Origin of the sequence: Mesorhizobium sp. B263B2A (assembly GCF_020165775.1) — a bacterium.
GTDB lineage: Bacteria > Pseudomonadota > Alphaproteobacteria > Rhizobiales > Rhizobiaceae > Mesorhizobium > Mesorhizobium opportunistum.
The window spans coordinates 281096-297813 of sequence record NZ_JAIUIU010000001.1 but is presented as its reverse complement, the minus strand read 5'-3'; the positions used below and the strand labels follow the sequence as shown (position 1 = coordinate 297813).

Below are 16718 nucleotides of genomic sequence, written 5' to 3'. Positions count from 1 at the left end.
GTCAGGCCTTCTCGCTCGAAATCAGGATCTGCAGCTTGACGTCTTCCGGCTTGCCCGCCGCTGCCCGCTCGAACGCCGCGATGCTGTCGGAGAAATCATAGGTGCCAGTGATCAGCGGATTGAGGTCGACCTTGCCCGATGCGATGAGCTGCAAGGCGCGGTCGAAGATATTGGCGTAGCGGAACACCGTCTCGATGCGCACTTCCTTCGATATGGCCGCCGGCACGTTGAGCAACACAGGCTCCACCGGCAGCCCGACCAGCACCACCGCGCCGCCGGGGCGCACGACGTCGAACAGATTGGTGAACGCCTTTGGGCTGCCGCTGGCCTCGAAGACGATATCGGCTCCCCAATTGTCGGTCGCTGCCGCCACCGCATCGGCCAGCGACCGTTCGCCGATATTGACCGGGACGATACCGGGATAGCGCCCCGCGATTTCGAGCTTGGGGGCGGAGAAGTCGGAAATCAGCACTTTCGAGCAACCGCCGGCGAGAGCCGCCAACGCGATCATGATGCCGATCGGGCCGCAGCCGACGACGACGGCGACGTCGCCCGGAACGATGCGCGCGCGGGCGGCCGCCTGCATGCCGATGGCGAAAGGTTCGACCATCGCGCCTTCGGCGAAGGAGACATTGTCCGGCAGCCTGTAGGTGAACGCCGCCGGATGGACGGCTTCAGGCGCGAGAATGCCATGCACCGGCGGCGTCGCCCAGAAAGTCACGTCCGGGTCGACATTGTAGATGCCGAGCTTTGTCGCGCGCGACGACAGGTTCGGCACGCCCGGCTCCATGCAGACGCGGTCGCCGACCTTCAGCGTCCTGACATTGGCGCCGATTTCGATAATCGTTCCGGACGCTTCGTGGCCGAGCACCATCGGCGCGCGCACGACATAGCTGCCGATGGCGCCATGGGTGTAGTAATGCACGTCGCTGCCGCAGACACCGACCGTGTGGATGGCGATCCTGACGTCGTCCGGCCCGACATCGAGCGGCAAAGCGATCTCGCGCAAGGCCAGCTCACCCTTCTTCTCAAGCACCAGTGCCCGCATCGTATCGTCCTCGCTTCAAGTCTTTTTTTGCCGGAAAACGGAATTCAGGAAGCCGCTGAGCACGCCGAGAAACAAAAGCGGCGGCAGCGACAAAAGCACGACCGAGGCGTTGAGTATGCCCCACGGCACGTTCATGCCTTGCTGGGACAGTTCCGAAGCGACGATCGGCAAGGTCTTGGCGTTGGAGCTGGACAGCATCAGCGCGATCAAGAACTCGTTCCAGACCAGCACGAAGCTGAAGGCGACCGCACCGATCAGGGAGCGGGCAGCCACGGGCAGCGCGATCCGCCAGAACACCGAATAGGCGCCGTAGCCATCGACGAAGGCGGCTTCCTCGACCTCCTTCGGCACGGCCTGGAAGGCGGGGATGGCAAGCCACATGATCACCGAGATGGTGAGCAGCGAATAGGTAACGATCAGCGCCGCCAGCGTGTCGTAAAGCCCGAGCTGAAGCCAGATCACCATCAGCGGGATGGCGACCGCCACCGGCGGCAGGAAGCGCAGCGACAGCACGAAGAACTGGATGTCGCCGGCCCAGCGGTTGGGGTAGCGCGCGACGGCGTAGGCGGCCGGCAGGCCGAGCACCACGCCGATCAGCACCGCGACCCCGCAGGCGATGACGGAGTTGTAGAGACCGGTCATGACGCTGTCGCGGCCGATGATGTAGCTGATGTTGGCAAGGGTCGGCGTGAACACCAGGCGCGGCACGCGGGTGATGATGTCGACATTGTTCTTCAGCGAATTGAGCGCTGTCCACAGCAGCGGAAACACGGCCATGAAGCCGGCAAATGCCAGCACGGCCTTGCCTATGAGCCTACCCGGCCTCATGCCTGCACCCGCTTCCACAGCATGGTGAAGGTGATCACGGTGGCGATCATCATCAGCACGGCCATCGCCGAGGCGTAGGACACCTTGCCGGATTCGATGAAGCCTTGCGAGAAGGCGTACATGTCGAGCGTTTCGGTGGCCACGCCCGGGCCGCCGCGGGTCATGACATAGATCAGGTCGAAGGAGCGCAGCGACTCGATCATCTTGACGAACATCAGGCTGATCAGCGGCGCCTTGAGCATCGGCAAGGTCACGTAGGCGTGGATCTCCCAGCGCCTGGCATGGTCGAGCCGCGCTGCCTCGATCGGCTGCGGCGGCAGCGTTTCCAGGAGCTTCAGGACGATGACGGCGAAGAACAGGCCCCATTGCCAGACATCGACCGACGCGACGGCGAACAGCGCCGTCGCCGGCTTGGACAGTGGGTCGAAGATCAGCCCGCCGGTCAGCAGGCGATAGGGGTAGGTGGCGATGCCGTAGAGCGGGTGATAGGCGAACTTCCAGACGAAGGCGGCCGAAACGCGCGGCAGCAGCACCGGGATGATGAACAGCAGGCAGTAGACGTTGCGCAGGCGTGGGCTGGCGACCTCGAACATCAGGACGCCCAGCCCGATCGCCACAACCATCGTCGCGACAACGGTGACGAACTCCCATTTCACCGACACCCAGACGGCGTTGAGAAAACGCCGGTCGGCGAACAGGTCGGCGAAATTCGAGAGCCAGACATAGGAATAGGCTGTCGAAGAGAGCTCGCGGTTCTGCAGGGCGATGACAATGGCATAGAGTGTCGGCACCATCGACAGGATCAAGAGAATGACGAGCGTCGGCACCACAAACGTGACCGGCAAGGAAGAGCGTCGTGGCATCTGTCTATCCCTGGCTGCGTCTCGAGCGATTGAGCATGGCTGGACCTTTTCGCGATGGCTGGCTCGAACGGCAATGATGGGAACCCGCGGCGCACAGGTCCCGACATCCGCTTGAATGCCGTGGACCGTGCGCCGCGGGGGGAGGATGGCTTATTTCTTCACCAGATCGTTGGCATAGGCCTCGAGCTCGTTGAGGCCGCCCTTGATGTCGGTACGGGTGCCGGTGACCAGTTCCTCGAGGATGATGCCCCAGCGGTCGCCGAGATCCGGCCAGCGCGGATCCTGCCAGAAGTTGACCGCCGTGACCTTGCCGGTTTCGGCAAGCGCCTGCCCGAGATCGGCGCCGTAGATATCGGCGAATTCCTTGCTGGACAGGACGCTGGTGCGGTTCAGTTCACCGAACTGGTGGGCATCGAGCCGGCGCTTCTCGTTTTCCTTCGAAGTCGCCCAGGCGATGAACAGGCCGGCGCATTTCTTCGAGGCATCGTCGGCATTGGCCTTCGCGGCGATGGCGAGGCCATGGCCATAGCCGCCGCCGGTGAGCGGCGAGGGCGGCGGCAGGAAGCCGATCTTGCCGACCACTTGCGAGGTCTTCGGGTCGACCGCCATGCCAGACAGCGGCGTCGATTCGACGAGGATCGCGACCTGGCCCGACAGGAAGGCGCCGGTCGATTCATCCCAGCTGCCGGTCTGCGTGCCGGGTGCCGAATCCTTGAACAGTTTCAGATAGGTCTCTGTTGCCTTGACCGCGGCATCCGAATTGAAGGCTGGCTTGTCGCCGTCGAACCACTGGCCGCCATAGGCCTTGAAGAACGGCATCCAGCGCCAGACATTGGCGCCCGAGCCGCGTGCGCCGCGCAGCGCGATGCCATACATGCCCTTGTCCGGATTGGTCAGCTTCGGCACATCGGCGATCAGCTCGTCCAGCGTCTTCGGCGGCTGGATGCCGGCGGCTTCAAGCACGTCCTTGCGGTAGACCATCAGGTCGCCGCCGCCGGTCAGCGGCGCAAACCACACCTTGCCGTCATAGGTCGCGACCTTCTGGCGGCCAGGATCGAAGTCGGCGTAATCATAGTCCGCGGGATAGTAATCGGTCAGCGGCACGATCCATTTCGAGGAGGCAAACAACGCGACGTTGGCTTCGTCGACATAATAGACATTGTAGTTGCCGACGGTGGACGCATCGGCGCGCGATTTGGCCCGGCGGTCGTTCTCGTTCAGATAATCGATCTGGAAACCGGCGCCGGCAAGCTTCTCGAACTCGGCCTTGGAGTCCTCCAGAAGGGTCAGGCCATCGCGTGGCTGAGCCAGCACCTTGACCGGCGCCGAGCAGACTGGTGCCTGCGCGAGCGCAAGGGTGGAAACGGTAGCGGAAAGCAAAAAAGCTGCGCCAAGGCTGGCAGCGAGCCGAACTGGTCTCATGGTCTTTCTCCTCCAGGTACACTTCGCAGGAAGCGCAAAGTCCTCGGTTCAGCGATCCTCACCATCGCCCGAGCGACATGCCACCCATCGCCAAAATGCGGAGTTGCGGCGGCTCGTGCTAGAAGCTCCGTTGCAGCAGACCTGTACTTTTATGCATTGTGCAGCGCAAAAAAGGGCGCCCATCCGGGGCGCCATTCACGTGAGTACCGATTGCACCTGAAATGGCGATTTATGCGCGCATCGTCAGCCGCTGCCGCGACAGCTTGCGATAGGACGACGGTGTCATCTTGTGCTTGCGCATGAACGCACGATTGAAGTTCGAGATGTTCATGTAGCCGACCTGGAAACAGATGTCGGTGATCGGAATATCGGTGTCGGACAACAGCTTGCAGGCCTGCCAGAGCCTGAGCTTGGCGAGGTGGTCGCTGAAGGAGTTGCCGGTGTTCTTCTGGAAGAAGCGCGAGAACGTGCTCTCGGTCATCCCCGCGAGTTCCGCCACTTCCGGCAGCTTCAGGTCCTCGGCGAAATGCTGGAAGAGATAGATCAGTGCCCGCTGGATGATGTCCAGCGAGGCGGCATCCAGGACCGGCGAGAAATCCGGCGACGAGAGCAGTTCGTATTCGTCGGTCCTGGCGAGGAGATCTACCAGTTCGAGGAACAGGCAGAGGCGGGCGAGCCCATGCACGGTTCCCATCCGCTCCATAAGCGCGGCGCCTTCCAGCGCGGTGCGGCCGTGAAAGACCATGCCGCGCGCCGACCGCTCCAGGAATGGTTCCAGTTCGCGCAATTCAGGCAACAGGCCGGCCGAGCCGCGCAGCCTCTGCGCATCGAACTGCAGGACGATGTCGCGGCCCTCGATCAGTTCGCCCGGCTGCACCGCCGTCACCCAATCGTGCGGCAGCCCGCCGCCGACGATGGTCAGGTAACCCGGCCCGAACTCGCCGATATGATCGCCGACCAGGACCACGCCGGAGGATTTCCGCAACAGATGGATTTCGTATTCCGGATGGAAGTTCCAGACATTGCGCTCCCACGGATAGTCGTCGAGCCGCCACAGGAAACTGTCGCTCGCCTCGGTGACGATATGTTCGAAGGCCGGCGCCGTGCGCAGCGTCGCAACCGGGTTTTTTCGCTGTCTGAACGCCATCCGTTCCTCCCGGCGGGTTCGCCGGCTGCCTATCTCCGAGGCAATCCGTAACAGCCCGTGGCCGGCAAGGGAACGAGGCAACGCTACCCCTGGAACAGTGCTGGCTCAATCTGTTCCTGCCCCTCCTCCCTTGCCTTCATGTCGCGTTTCGTCCAAATGCTGACGCAAACGCCGCGAAACCGAAGGTTTTGCCGTTTGATATGCGGCTTCCGGCTTTAATGCCGACGTGCCGTATCTGGAAAGAGCGGAACAATGTCTGCGATCGAAGCCGGCGCTCGCGCGCCGGAAAACCTTTGGCGTCAGGAAATCAGGGCGACGCTGGCGCTCGCCTGGCCGATGGTGCTGACCAATCTGGGCCAGACGGCGATGACGGCGACCGACGTCATGATGATGGGGCGTCTGGGGCCGGACACGCTGGCCAGCGGCGCGCTTGGCGCCAACCTCTATTTCATGCCGCTGATCTTCGGCCTTGGCCTGATGCTGGCGACCTCGCCGATGATCGCGACCGAACTTGGCCGTCGCCGCCATTCGGTGCGCGACCTGCGCCGCACGGTGCGCCAGGGCCTGTGGCTGGCGATCCTGATCTCGATCCCGATCTGGCTGGTGCTTTGGCATGGCGAGGCCATCCTTTTGGCCATGGGCCAGGAACCGGCCCTGGCGCATCAGGCCGGCATTTACCTGCGCTGGCTCGAATGGGCGGTGCTGCCCTTCTATGGCTATATCGTGTTGCGCTCGTTCATCTCGGCGCTGGAGCGGCCGGGCTGGGCGCTGGTCATCGTCTTCGTCGCCGTCGCCTGCAACGCCTTCTTCAACTGGGTGTTCATGTTCGGCAATCTCGGCGTGCCGTCGATGGGCATTGCCGGCTCGGGCCTTGCCACCTCGCTGTCCTCGACGCTGATGTTCACCGGCATGGCCGTGGTGGTGATGCTGGAGAAGAAGTTCCGGCGCTACCGACTGTTCGGCCGCTTCTGGCGGTCCGACTGGCCGCGCTTCAAGGGCCTGCTGCGGCTCGGCCTGCCGATCGCCGGCATCCTTGCCTTCGAGGTGACGATCTTCAATGCGGCAGCGCTGCTGATGGGCCTGATCGACGCGGACTCGCTTGCCGCGCACGCCATCGCCATCCAGATCGCCTCGATCTCCTTCATGGTGCCGCTTGGCCTCAACCAGGCGGTGACGGTGCGCGTTGGTCTTGCCCATGGCGCCGGCAATCCGGAAGGCGTGTCGCGCGCCGGTTGGACCGCCTTCGTCATCGGCGTCTCGTTCATGGCTCTGATGGGATTGGTGATGGTGTTGTGGCCGCACCTTTTGATCAGCGCCTTCATCGACCTCGCCAACCCGGCCAATGCCAGGGTGATCGCGCTTGCCGTGTCGTTCCTGGTATTTGCTGCCCTGTTCCAAGTGTTCGACGGCGCGCAAGCCGTTGCCGCCGGCATGCTGCGCGGCCTGCACGACACCAAGGTGCCGATGATCTATGCAGCGATCGGCTATTGGGGCGTCGGCCTGCCGCTCGGCGTGCTGCTCGCCTTCCATTTCGGCTTCCACGGCGTCGGCATCTGGATCGGGCTGTCGTCGGGGCTGGCCGTGGTGGCGGCGCTGCTTCTGGCGCGCTGGCTGCGGCGCGACAGGATCGCACCGCCGCTGGCGTTCGGGCATTGAAACAGACCATTGCCGGTTGCCCGCCACCGAACTTTCAGCCGTGATTATCCCGTTGACGCCGGAACTACGCCGCCTGAACGATCTCGACCAGTTCAACGTCGAACACCAGGTCCTTTCCGGCCAACGGATGATTGCCGTCGAGCTTGACGCTGGCGTCGTTCACGCCGACGACCGTTACCGGCATGGCTCCCCCTTCGCGGGTTCTGACCTGCAATCGAGTCCCGATATCGACATTGATGTTATCCGGCACGCGGGCGCGGTCGATGGTCATGACCGCTTCGGGGCGGTGGGGGCCATAGGCGGCTTCAGCGGGAACGGTGACGCTGCTTTTCGCGCCGACCTCCATGCCCTCGACATGGGTTTCAAGACCGGCGATCACCTGCCCTTCACCCAGGGTGAATTGCAACGGTTCGCCGCCGGAAGCGTCGAATTGAGTGCCGTCGGCCAGACGTCCAGTATAATTGATGCGCACGGTGTCGCCATTCTTGGCCTGTGTCATGGCAGTCATCCTTTTGGGAGCTTTTGAGGGGCCGGCCAGAGGTCACGGTCCCGTTTTCGATCATCCACGCACTGAGGTGCACGGCGCGAAACTCTAAAACTAGGTGCCAGGCCGCAAATGTAAAGCGCTGCTGCCAACCGGCTTCCCGTGTGGCCGCCTTCACCACCGAAATCACTCAATGTAGCCGCCGTCGATGCCGGTCAACACAACGTGCTCGTGGCTCAGTGCGCCGACGCGTGCTTCTCCAGACGGCGGGCGTACTGCGTCAGCGGAAAGCACATGACGAAGAAGATCAGCGCCACCAGGCCGTAGACCTTGAACGGTTCGAAGGTCGCGTTGTTGATGGCGTTGGATGTCCTGACCAGCTCCTCGAAGCCGATGATCGAGGTCAGCGCCGTCGATTTGATCAGCTGCACCAGGAAGCCGACCGTCGGCGCGCGGGTGATCGAGAACGCCTGCGGCAGGATGATCAGCCTGAGCTCCTGTAGATAGTGCAGGCCGAGACTGGCACCGGCGTCCCATTGGCCCAACGGCAGCGCGTCGACACCGGAGCGCCAGATCTCGGCGAGATAGGCGCTGGCGAAGAAGGTCAGCCCGAGCACGGCGGCCGTCCAGGGTTCGATACGCAGACCGAGCATCGGCAGGCCGAAGAACATGAGGAAGAGCTGCATCAGCAGCGGCGTTCCCTGGAAGAGCGCGATGTAGCCCGAGGCGATGCGCCGGCTCCATGTGTTCTTGGATATCCTGAAGAACAGCACAATCATGCCGACAATCGCGCCGCCGATGAAGGCGGCCAGCGACAACAACACCGTCCAGCGGGCGGCGAGCAGAAGGTTGCGAATGATGTCCCAAAGCGTGAACTCGATCATGACACGCCAGCCCCCAGAACCTGGCGCCCGCCTGTGACCAGGAGCCGGCGTAAGGCCATCGACAGGAGGAGATAGACCAGCGTCACGACGAAATAGGTCTCGAAGGAGCGGAAGGTGCGCGCCTGCAGCATGTCGGCCTCATAGGTCAGCTCGCGCACCGCGATCTGCGACACCACGGCCGACTCCAGCATCATGATGACGATCTGGCTGGTGAGTGCCGGATAGATGATCTTGAGCGCCTGCGGCAGCACGATCTTGATGAACACCTGGCGCGGCCGCAGCCCGAGCGCAAGGGCTGCTTCCGTCTGCCCGCCCGGCACGGCATCGAGACCGGCGCCGACGATCTCGATGGTGTAAGCCGCCATGTTGAGCGTCATCGCCAGCATGGCGGCCAGGATCGGATCGAGCCTGATGCCGAGGCTCGGCAGGCCGAAGAAGATGAAGAACAGCTGCACCAGGAACGGCGTGTTGCGCATCACCTCGACATAGCAGGCGATGGCCCGTTTGAGCGGCACGGGACCGTTCCGCCGCCCCGCAGCGCCAAGGATGCTGAGCAGCGTTCCGGCCAGCGTTGTGACGGCGATCAATAGGATCGTCGTGGCGGCGGCGTGGGCAATGTCGCCCACGGCACCTGGGAGCCAGCCGAAGGCCACGGAAACTCAATCCTTGAGGTTGTCGGGGTTGAGCGGCGTCTTCAGCCAGGCTTTCGAGCTTTCGTCGAGCTTGCCGTCAGCCAGCATCTTGGTGATGGCATCGTTGACCGCCTTCTTCAGTCCGTCCTCATTCTTGTTGAGGCCGATATGCGAGGGCGAGGTGAGAAGCTGGAATTTCTGCTCCGGCTTCAGCGCGTCCTGCTTGGCCAGCACCTGGGCGCCGACATCGTTGCCGACGACCATCAGCTGGGTCTGGCCGGAGATGAAGGCCTGGATCACCGAATTGTAATTGTCGAAACGCTTGATATCGGCCGAGGCGGGCGCGGCTTCGGTGAGCGAGGTGTCTTCGAGCGTGCCGCGGTTGACGGCGATCGACTTGTCGGCAAGGTCTTCCTTGCCTTTGACCGCCATCGCGGCCGGCCCGATCACCGCAATGTAATAGGGCGCGTAGGCGGCGGCGAAGTCGATGACCTGCTCACGCTCCTTCGAATAGCCGACGCTCATCAGGATATCGACGCGATGATCGTTCAGATAGGGGATGCGGTTCTGGCCGGTGACGGCGACCGGATTGAGCTTCACCTTAAGCGTGTCGGCGATGTATTGCGCGACGTCCATGTCGTAGCCCTTGAGGCTCATGTCGGCGCTGGCCGAGGAGAAGGGCGGGAAGTCGGCGAAGACGCCGACATTGATGCTGCCGGCCTTGGTGATATCGGCCAGCGCGTCGGCGTTGGCGGCCTGCGTGGCGGAGCCCATACCGGCGGCGCCGAGCACCAGGACGGCGGCGATGGATGATCTGAGTGTCGTGCGGATTGTCATTGTCATTCCCCTGTCTGGAAGCTTTTGATTGTTGGGTCGGCCGCCGGCTCCAGCGCGGCGGCCGCCTTTGCTTTTTCGAACGTCAGGCACCCTTGCCAGTAATTGCGGGGCTGAACACCATCAGACTCAATATCTCGAACAGCACTTGGGCGGCGGCATGGGCGGTGTTGGTGGTGGCGTCATATTGCGGCGCCACCTCGACGACGTCGCCGCCGACAATGTTGAGCCCTTTGAGGCCGCGCAGCAGTTCAAGCACTTCGCGCGTCGTCAGACCGCCGACTTCCGGCGTGCCGGTGCCCGGCGCGAAGGCCGGATCGACGCTGTCGATATCGAAGGACACATAGGTTGGACCGTCGCCGACGATCTTGCGCGCTTTCTCGATGATGGCCGGGAGGCCGAGCCCGGTCACCTCCTCGGCATGAACGACCGTCATGCCGGACTCGTAGGTGAACTCCCACAGATACTCGGCCGAGCCGCGGATGCCTATCTGGATGGTGCGGGTCGGGTCGAGCACGCCGTCGAGCACCGCGTTGCGGAACGGCCCGCCGTGGTGGAACTTGGTCATGTCGAACAGGCCGCTGGTGTCGCAATGGGCATCGATGTGGATCAGGCCGACCGGCGCTTTCTTGCCGACGGCTTTCAGGATCGGATGGCTGATCGAATGGTCGCCGCCGACCGACAAGGGAATGACGCCGGCATCGACGATCTGGTTGGTGCGGCGTTCGATGTCCTCATGGCTGGTCTCGAGCCGATAACGGCTGCGGAAGGGCGTATCGCCGATGTCGGCGACCCTGAGTTCATGCGTCGGCGCGCATTCCAGCACGTGATTGTAGGGGCCGATGCGTTCGATGGCGCGCAGCGCCCTCGGCCCGAAGCGCGAGCCCGGCCGGTTGGTGACGCCGAGGTCCATCGGCACGCCGATCATCGCCACCTGCAAATCGCCGAAATCCGGATTCTCCGCCGCTATCTCGCGGTAGGGCGCAGCGAGGAAGGTCGGGATGCCGGCATAGGGCGCAAGCCGCGTGCCGCTCTTGGAAAAGATCTTGTCGGCGACCTTGCGGAATTTCGGGTCGAACATCTCGCCGCCATGGCTCTCGCCATATTTGCGACGCAGCGCGTCGAGCTTGCCGCGATCGTAACCCATATCCGCTCCTCCTGGGCTGATGCAGTGCGGCCCGTCGACGATCCGATGCGAACTGACCGTCGTCCGGCCGGGTCGCTGTCCCGCTGGCTGCCTGCAGATTTGATGTCTTGGTGCTATTCCGTGCCAAAGTGTCCGGCAGCCGCCTTGAAAAAGCAATTGATATTGTTAGGGTCTTTTCTGTGAGAAAAACTCACAAACAACGAGTTCCATGATGGCCAAGCGCCTGCCGCCCCTGAACCCGCTGCGCGCCTTCGAGGCAACGGCGCGCCATGGCTCGCTGACCAAGGCGGCGAGTGAGCTCAATGTCACGCATGGCGCCGTCAGCCACCAGATCAAGGCGCTGGAGCAATCGCTCGGCGTCAAGCTGTTCGAGCGGGTCGGCCAGCGGGTCAAGCTGACGCCGCATGGTGCGGAACTCCTGCCGGCGGTATCGACCGCTTTCGACGGCATCGCCGCCGCCACGCAGCGGCTGACGCGGCCGGCAAGCAGCGGCGCGCTGTCGGTGTCCTGCGTGCCGGCACTGCTGCTTTTGTGGATGACGCCGAGGCTGGGCAGCTTCACCGCGCAATATCCCGACATCCAGCTGACGCTCATCCCCTCCAACGACGCCAGGGATATCCGTGCGCCGCATATCGATGTCTGCGTGCACTATGGCAACGGAACCTGGACGGATTGCTGGATGCGCAAATGGTCGGGCCTCGAACTGTTCCCGGTGGTCAGTCCGACCTTGATCAACAACCGTCCGATCCGCAGCGTCAGGGACCTCGCCGATCATGTCTTCCTGCATGGCGACGACGGCCGCGAGTGGCACACCTGGCTGGCCGCCGCCGACGCATTGGACCTCGAACGTGGCCGCCGCCATCATCTCGGCGATGCCCGCATGGCGACCGAGGCCGCGGTGCACGGCCATGGCGTGGCGCTGGGCGATTCCGTCACGGCAAGCGCGCTGCTGGCCAGGGGCATGCTGGTCGCGCCGTTCAGCCTGTCGGTACCGGCGGTCGATGATTTCTATGTCGTCTGCCGCAATGAAATGCGGGCGACGCCGATCGTGCAGGTGTTCATCGACTGGCTGTTCGCCGAGAAGGCCGGAGATGACGGCCGCGCCGACGCCCCGGTCGCCGGCCGTATCATCAGCCGCCGCAAGCGCCCGGCGCTCAAGGTCATCGGCGCAAAGACCGCGGGTTGAGCCGGCTGCGGATGGCCATACGCAGGCCGTTCTTTTTGTCGGGCCAGCCTGAAAGCGGGCAGCGTTTTGGCCAATTCGATGCTATGAGGCCTGTCGCGATTGTGGATGGCAGGCAGCGAAGGCGGCAGCGAGCATGGCAAAAACCGATATAGCGCGGCGCGTCTACAACCACACCTGGAAGCTCGATCCGATCGTGCGCAGCCTGCTCGACACGGATTTCTACAAGCTTTTGATGCTGCAGATGATCTGGGGCATGTACCCCAAGGTCGACACTACCTTCTCGCTGATCAATCGTACGACTTCGGTGCGGCTCGCCGACGAGATCGACGAAGGCGAGCTGCGCGAACAGCTCGACCATGCCCGTACCTTGCGCTTCTCCAAGAAGGAGATGATCTGGCTCGGCGGCAACACTTTCTACGGCCGCAAGCAGATCTTCGAGCCGGAGTTCCTTGCCTGGCTGGAAGGTTTCCGGCTGCCCGACTACGAGCTGTCGAAGCGTGATGGCCAGTATGAGCTGACCTTCAGCGGGCCATGGATGTACACCACGCTGTGGGAGATCCCGGCGCTCGCCATCATCAACGAGCTTCGGTCTCGCGCCGCCATGCGGGCCTTCGGCCCCTTCGCGCTCGATGTGCTCTATGCCCGCGCCAAGGCCAAGATGTGGGCCAAGACCGAGCGGCTGAAGGCGCTGCCCGGCATCCGCATTTCCGACTTCGGCACGCGCCGGCGGCATTCCTTCCTGTGGCAGCGCTGGTGCGTCGAAGCGTTGAAGGAAGGCATCGGCGAGGCCTTCACCGGTACCTCCAACGTGCTGCTCGCCATGGACAACGATCTCGAGGCGCTCGGCACCAACGCGCATGAGCTGCCTATGGTGTTTGCCGCCCTTGCCAACTCGGAAAAAGAGCTGAGAGTGTCGCCCTACAAGGTGCTGCAGGACTGGCAGCGCTACTATGGCGGCAATTTGCTGATCGTGCTGCCCGATGCCTTCGGCACCGCCTCGTTCCTGCGCGATGCGCCGGACTGGGTCGCAGACTGGACCGGCTTCCGCCCCGACAGCGCGCCGCCGATCGAGGGCGGCGAGAAGATCCTGTCCTGGTGGCGCGAGAAGGGCAAGGATCCCAAGCAGAAGCTTTTGATCTTCTCCGACGGGCTCGAGGTCGAGACCATCGAGGAGACCTACCGCCACTTCAAGGGCAAGGTGCGCATGTCCTTCGGCTGGGGCACCAACCTGACCAATGATTTCGAGGACTGCGCACCGATCGAAACCAACAGGCTGGACGCCATATCGCTGGTCTGCAAGGTCACCGAGGCCAATGGCAGGCCCGCGGTGAAGCTTTCCGACAACCCGGCCAAGGCGACCGGCGACGAGAAAGAGATCGAGCGCTATATCAGGATTTTTGGCGAGAAGGATCGCGTGGAGCAGCTGGTCAAGGTGTGAAGGGGTGGCTACGCCAGCCAAGATCGCAATCTTGGATAGGCCGGGTTCCTTGGCGCCCCCCTCTGTCCTGCCGGACATCTCCCCCTCAAGGGGGGAGATTGGACTTGGTCTCTGCTTTCGCCAATCTCCAACGCTTGAAGAATGGCGCCAACAGACCGTTCAGCCGATCTCTTCCCTTGAGGGGGAGATGTCCGGGAGGACAGAGGGGGGCGCCGTAGAGCGCTACTATCTGCTGTTGGCGTTATTATCTGCGGCGCTGCTGGCCCTCCTCCCCACCCAAGCCTTCGCCCACGCCTCCGACCGCGGCCACGTCCTGCTCTTGCCGACCGGCTATTATCTCGCCGGCGGCGCTTTCGCAGTGGCCGTCAGCTTCCTCGTGCTGGCCCTGCTGCCGCCCGTGGCTCTCGACAAATTCTGGCGTCGGCGCTTGCAATTCTTCACCGTCAGCGACGGCGCGCGCACCGCCGTCAGCCTGACATCCTTTGCCGGCTTTGCAATTCTCATTGCCGCTGGCCTGTTCGGCAGCCGCGACCCGCTCTCCAATCCGCTGCCGCTGCTGATCTGGACGCTGATGTGGGCCGGCCTCACGCTGCTGCAGGGCGTCTTCGGCGACCTCTGGTCATGGCTCAATCCCTGGTACGGGCCCTGGCGTCTGATCTCACGTCTCTTGCGCGCGGGCGATGAAGGGATACTGCTGCTTCCCCGATGGCTCGGCTGCTGGCCAGCCGTCATCCTGTTTTTCGCCTTTGCCTGGTTCGAACTCATCGATCCGGCTCCCGACGATCCCGCACGGCTTGCCGTTGCCGCCGGTGTCTATTGGCTGCTCACCTTCCTGGCCATGCTGGCATTCGGCTATCGCGGCTGGAGCCGCGGCGGAGAATTCCTGACGGTCTTCTTCTCGATGGTGGCGCGTTTCGCGCCCGTCGAGCGCAACGACGCCGGCCGGCTTGCGCTCTGCTGGCCGGGCGCCAAGCTGCTCGCCGCCGAGCCGTTGCCGCCCAGCGGCATCGCCTTCTTGCTGCTTGCGCTGTCGTCAGTGTCCTTCGACGGCCTGTCGAAAACCTTCTTCTGGCTCGGCCTGTTCGGCATCAATCCGCTCGAATTCCCGGGCCGCACCGCAGTGATCGGCAGCGGCACTTTCGGGCTCGTCCTGACATTCCTGCTGCTGGCGGTGGTTTTCCTGTTTGCCGTCTGGCTCGGCCAACGCGTTGCCGGCAGCGATCAGCCTCTTCGTCACGCCGCGGGACTGCTGGTCTGGTCGATCGTGCCGATCGCGCTCGCCTATCATGTCGCACACTACCTGACGGCGCTGCTGGTCGACGGCCAGTATACGTTGGCCTCCCTGTCCGACCCGTTCGCACTGGGCTGGAACCTGTTCGGCACAGCCGACATGCAGATCGAGGCCGGCATCGTTGCCGGAGCCGGCTCGGCCTGGTGGCTGTGGAACATCCAGGCCGGCGCCATCATCCTTGGCCATGTGCTCGCCGTCCTCGTCGCCCACGGGCTTGCCTGGCGCCTGCATCCGCAGCCTGGCCGCGCCGCGCTCAGCCAGTTTCCGCTCACGCTGCTGATGATCGCCTACACCGTCTTCGGCCTCTGGCTGCTTGCCACGCCGACAGTTGGATGAGCCGTCTGCACTGGAAAATAAACCGGGATTCGCCTAGGGAACCAGCATTGCCGTGTCCCGACTTTGGTGATTTAGTTTGTACACATGCAATTTCGGCCCTCCGATAGGGCGGCCCGCCGCGCTACAGCCATTGGTCAAAACTCAAAAAACAGGGGAACTGCCGTGACTGACAAGAATGGGTTTTTCGATCTCTCCAAAACCACGCTCTCTCGCCGCACGGCGCTGAAGGGCCTCGCCGCCGGCGCCGGCTTGACGCTCGCTCCCGGCTTCGTCCGCTACTCCCAGGCGCAGAGCTCTGCGCCGATCAAGATCGGCTTCCAGTCGCACCGCACCGGCATCGGTGCCGCCTATGGCCGCTGGTACGAGAAGACCACGGCCGCCGCTATCAAGGCGATCAACGCCGCCGGCGGCATCAACGGCCGCCAGGTCGAGGTGATCATCGAGGATGACGGCACCGATCCCGGCCGTGGTGCGGAAGTGGTCGGCAAATTCGCCACCCAGCACAAGACCGACATCGTCTTCGGCACGCTGTTCTCGCATGTCGTCATCGGCTCGGCGCCCGCCGCCGGCGAAAACAAGATGCCCTATTTCGTGGTCAGCGAAGGCCACCACGTCGCCTCGACCAAGCTCAACCGCTATGTCTTCCAGCCCGGCATCACCGACGTGAAGAGCCAGATCCAGTCGATGGCGCCTTGGATCGCGGCCAATGCCGGCAAGAAGGTGACGCAGATATTCCCCGATTTCGCCTTCGGCTACGATCATCGCGACTACCTGCCGCCGGCGCTGAAGGCGCAAGGCGCCGAGGTCATCGCGCAGATCGCCATCCCGCCGACGGAATCGTCCTTCACCAAATATTTCCCGCAGATCCCGGCCGAGACCGAAGTGATCTACCACGTCATGGTCGGCCCGGCGGTGCTCACCTTCGTCAAGGAACTCGGCGAATTCTACGGCTCCAACCGGCCGCAGCTGTTCGGCTTCATCGATTCGCTCGAGGCCACCGACATCAACAGCCCCGGCCTGGAATTCCTCGACGGCAGCCATTTCTGGGAAGGGTCGCCACGCTACGCGCAGCCCGATGACAGCGAAGCGCAGAAGGCCTATCGCGCCGCTGTCGGCATCGACGACAATGGGGCGGCCGTCGGCGACCCCAAGGACGTCTCCACCGCCGCGCACATGTTCGGCTGCTGGGAAACGCTCTATGTCGTCAAGAAGGCGATGGAAGACGCCGGCTACAAGGGACCGGAGGACCGCGCCAAGCTGGTCGAGGCAACCGAGGCGCTGACCGCCTTCGCCGAAGGCCCGGAGCACCCGCAGGGGCCGAAAACCTTCAACGGCAAGATCCACCAGTGTTTCGGCATCCAGAACATCTCCAAGGTCGAGGGCGGCAAGCTGAAGGTCGTCCACAAGACCAAGATCGAGGACGGGCTTTACGAGGCCGAGGGGGATTATACGACGCAGGCGCTGTAGGCTGCTTTAGCCAGCGTGAGTGCCAAGGCACCCCCCTCTGTCCTGCCGGACATCT

15 protein-coding genes are annotated in these 16718 nt (G+C 63.5%); 5 read left to right on the top strand and 10 right to left on the bottom strand.

Annotation, left to right across the window (positions count from 1 at the left end; translation table 11 throughout):
* Position 1: 1 nt before the first annotated feature.
* The 5 genes from LB568_RS01440 to LB568_RS01420 all read right to left on the bottom strand — a co-directional run bounded on the left by LB568_RS01440 (position 2) and on the right by LB568_RS01420 (position 5308).
* Positions 2 to 1048, bottom strand: a complete 1047-nt coding sequence (locus tag LB568_RS01440; protein WP_224728822.1) for an NAD(P)-dependent alcohol dehydrogenase — start codon at positions 1046 to 1048, stop codon at positions 2 to 4.
* A gap of 15 nt (positions 1049 to 1063) precedes the next feature.
* Positions 1064 to 1876: a carbohydrate ABC transporter permease gene (locus LB568_RS01435; RefSeq protein WP_140574265.1), complete on the bottom strand. Its 813-nt coding sequence runs from the start codon at positions 1874 to 1876 to the stop codon at positions 1064 to 1066.
* Entirely contained in the window at positions 1873 to 2739 is an 867-nt protein-coding gene (locus tag LB568_RS01430; RefSeq protein ID WP_224728821.1) for a carbohydrate ABC transporter permease, read from the bottom strand. Before LB568_RS01430 ends, LB568_RS01435 begins: the two co-directional genes overlap by 4 nt.
* A 150-nt stretch (positions 2740 to 2889) precedes the next feature.
* Positions 2890 to 4161, bottom strand: a complete 1272-nt coding sequence (locus LB568_RS01425; RefSeq protein WP_013891812.1) for an ABC transporter substrate-binding protein — start codon at positions 4159 to 4161, stop codon at positions 2890 to 2892.
* Positions 4162 to 4390: 229 nt separating this feature from the next.
* The gene (locus tag LB568_RS01420) at positions 4391 to 5308 is read right to left on the bottom strand and encodes an AraC family transcriptional regulator (protein ID WP_224728820.1); all 918 of its coding nucleotides are present in this window, start codon (positions 5306 to 5308) and stop codon (positions 4391 to 4393) included.
* A gap of 252 nt (positions 5309 to 5560) precedes the next feature.
* Between LB568_RS01420 and LB568_RS01415 the strand changes: the two genes are divergently transcribed.
* Entirely contained in the window at positions 5561 to 6964 is a 1404-nt protein-coding gene (locus tag LB568_RS01415; RefSeq protein WP_224728819.1) for an MATE family efflux transporter, read from the top strand.
* A gap of 64 nt (positions 6965 to 7028) precedes the next feature.
* On the opposite strand, the gene LB568_RS01410 is transcribed toward LB568_RS01415, so the two are convergent.
* The 5 genes from LB568_RS01410 to speB all read right to left on the bottom strand — a co-directional run bounded on the left by LB568_RS01410 (position 7029) and on the right by speB (position 10945).
* Positions 7029 to 7463 carry an FKBP-type peptidyl-prolyl cis-trans isomerase gene (locus LB568_RS01410; protein WP_140574275.1) on the bottom strand — a complete coding sequence of 145 codons (435 nt, stop codon included), beginning with the start codon at positions 7461 to 7463 and terminating at the stop codon, positions 7029 to 7031.
* 221 nt (positions 7464 to 7684) lie between these two features.
* The gene (locus LB568_RS01405) at positions 7685 to 8332 is read right to left on the bottom strand and encodes an amino acid ABC transporter permease (protein ID WP_224728818.1); all 648 of its coding nucleotides are present in this window, start codon (positions 8330 to 8332) and stop codon (positions 7685 to 7687) included.
* On the bottom strand, positions 8329 to 8985 hold the full coding sequence (locus LB568_RS01400) for an amino acid ABC transporter permease (RefSeq protein WP_224728817.1): 657 nt from the start codon (positions 8983 to 8985) through the stop codon (positions 8329 to 8331). The genes LB568_RS01405 and LB568_RS01400 overlap by 4 nt, the downstream gene beginning before the upstream one ends.
* Positions 8986 to 8991: 6 nt before the next feature.
* On the bottom strand, positions 8992 to 9801 hold the full coding sequence (locus LB568_RS01395; protein ID WP_224728816.1) for a transporter substrate-binding domain-containing protein: 810 nt from the start codon (positions 9799 to 9801) through the stop codon (positions 8992 to 8994).
* Between the two features lie 82 nt (positions 9802 to 9883).
* Entirely contained in the window at positions 9884 to 10945 is a 1062-nt protein-coding gene (gene speB, locus LB568_RS01390; protein ID WP_013891819.1) for an agmatinase, read from the bottom strand.
* A 211-nt stretch (positions 10946 to 11156) separates the two neighbouring features.
* Between speB and gcvA the strand changes: the two genes are divergently transcribed.
* From gcvA to LB568_RS01370, 4 genes are all read left to right on the top strand, one after another.
* The gene (gene gcvA / locus LB568_RS01385; RefSeq protein WP_013891820.1) at positions 11157 to 12131 is read left to right on the top strand and encodes a transcriptional regulator GcvA; all 975 of its coding nucleotides are present in this window, start codon (positions 11157 to 11159) and stop codon (positions 12129 to 12131) included.
* A 133-nt stretch (positions 12132 to 12264) separates the two neighbouring features.
* Positions 12265 to 13569, top strand: coding sequence for a nicotinate phosphoribosyltransferase (gene pncB / locus LB568_RS01380; RefSeq protein ID WP_013891821.1), 1305 nt, complete (start codon positions 12265 to 12267; stop codon positions 13567 to 13569).
* 187 nt (positions 13570 to 13756) lie between these two features.
* Entirely contained in the window at positions 13757 to 15196 is a 1440-nt protein-coding gene (locus LB568_RS01375) for a hypothetical protein (protein ID WP_013891822.1), read from the top strand.
* 162 nt (positions 15197 to 15358) lie between these two features.
* Positions 15359 to 16663 (top strand): ABC transporter substrate-binding protein, encoded by a 1305-nt coding sequence (locus LB568_RS01370; RefSeq protein ID WP_013891823.1) that lies wholly within the window; start codon positions 15359 to 15361, stop codon positions 16661 to 16663.
* The last annotated feature ends 55 nt before the right edge of the window (positions 16664 to 16718 follow it).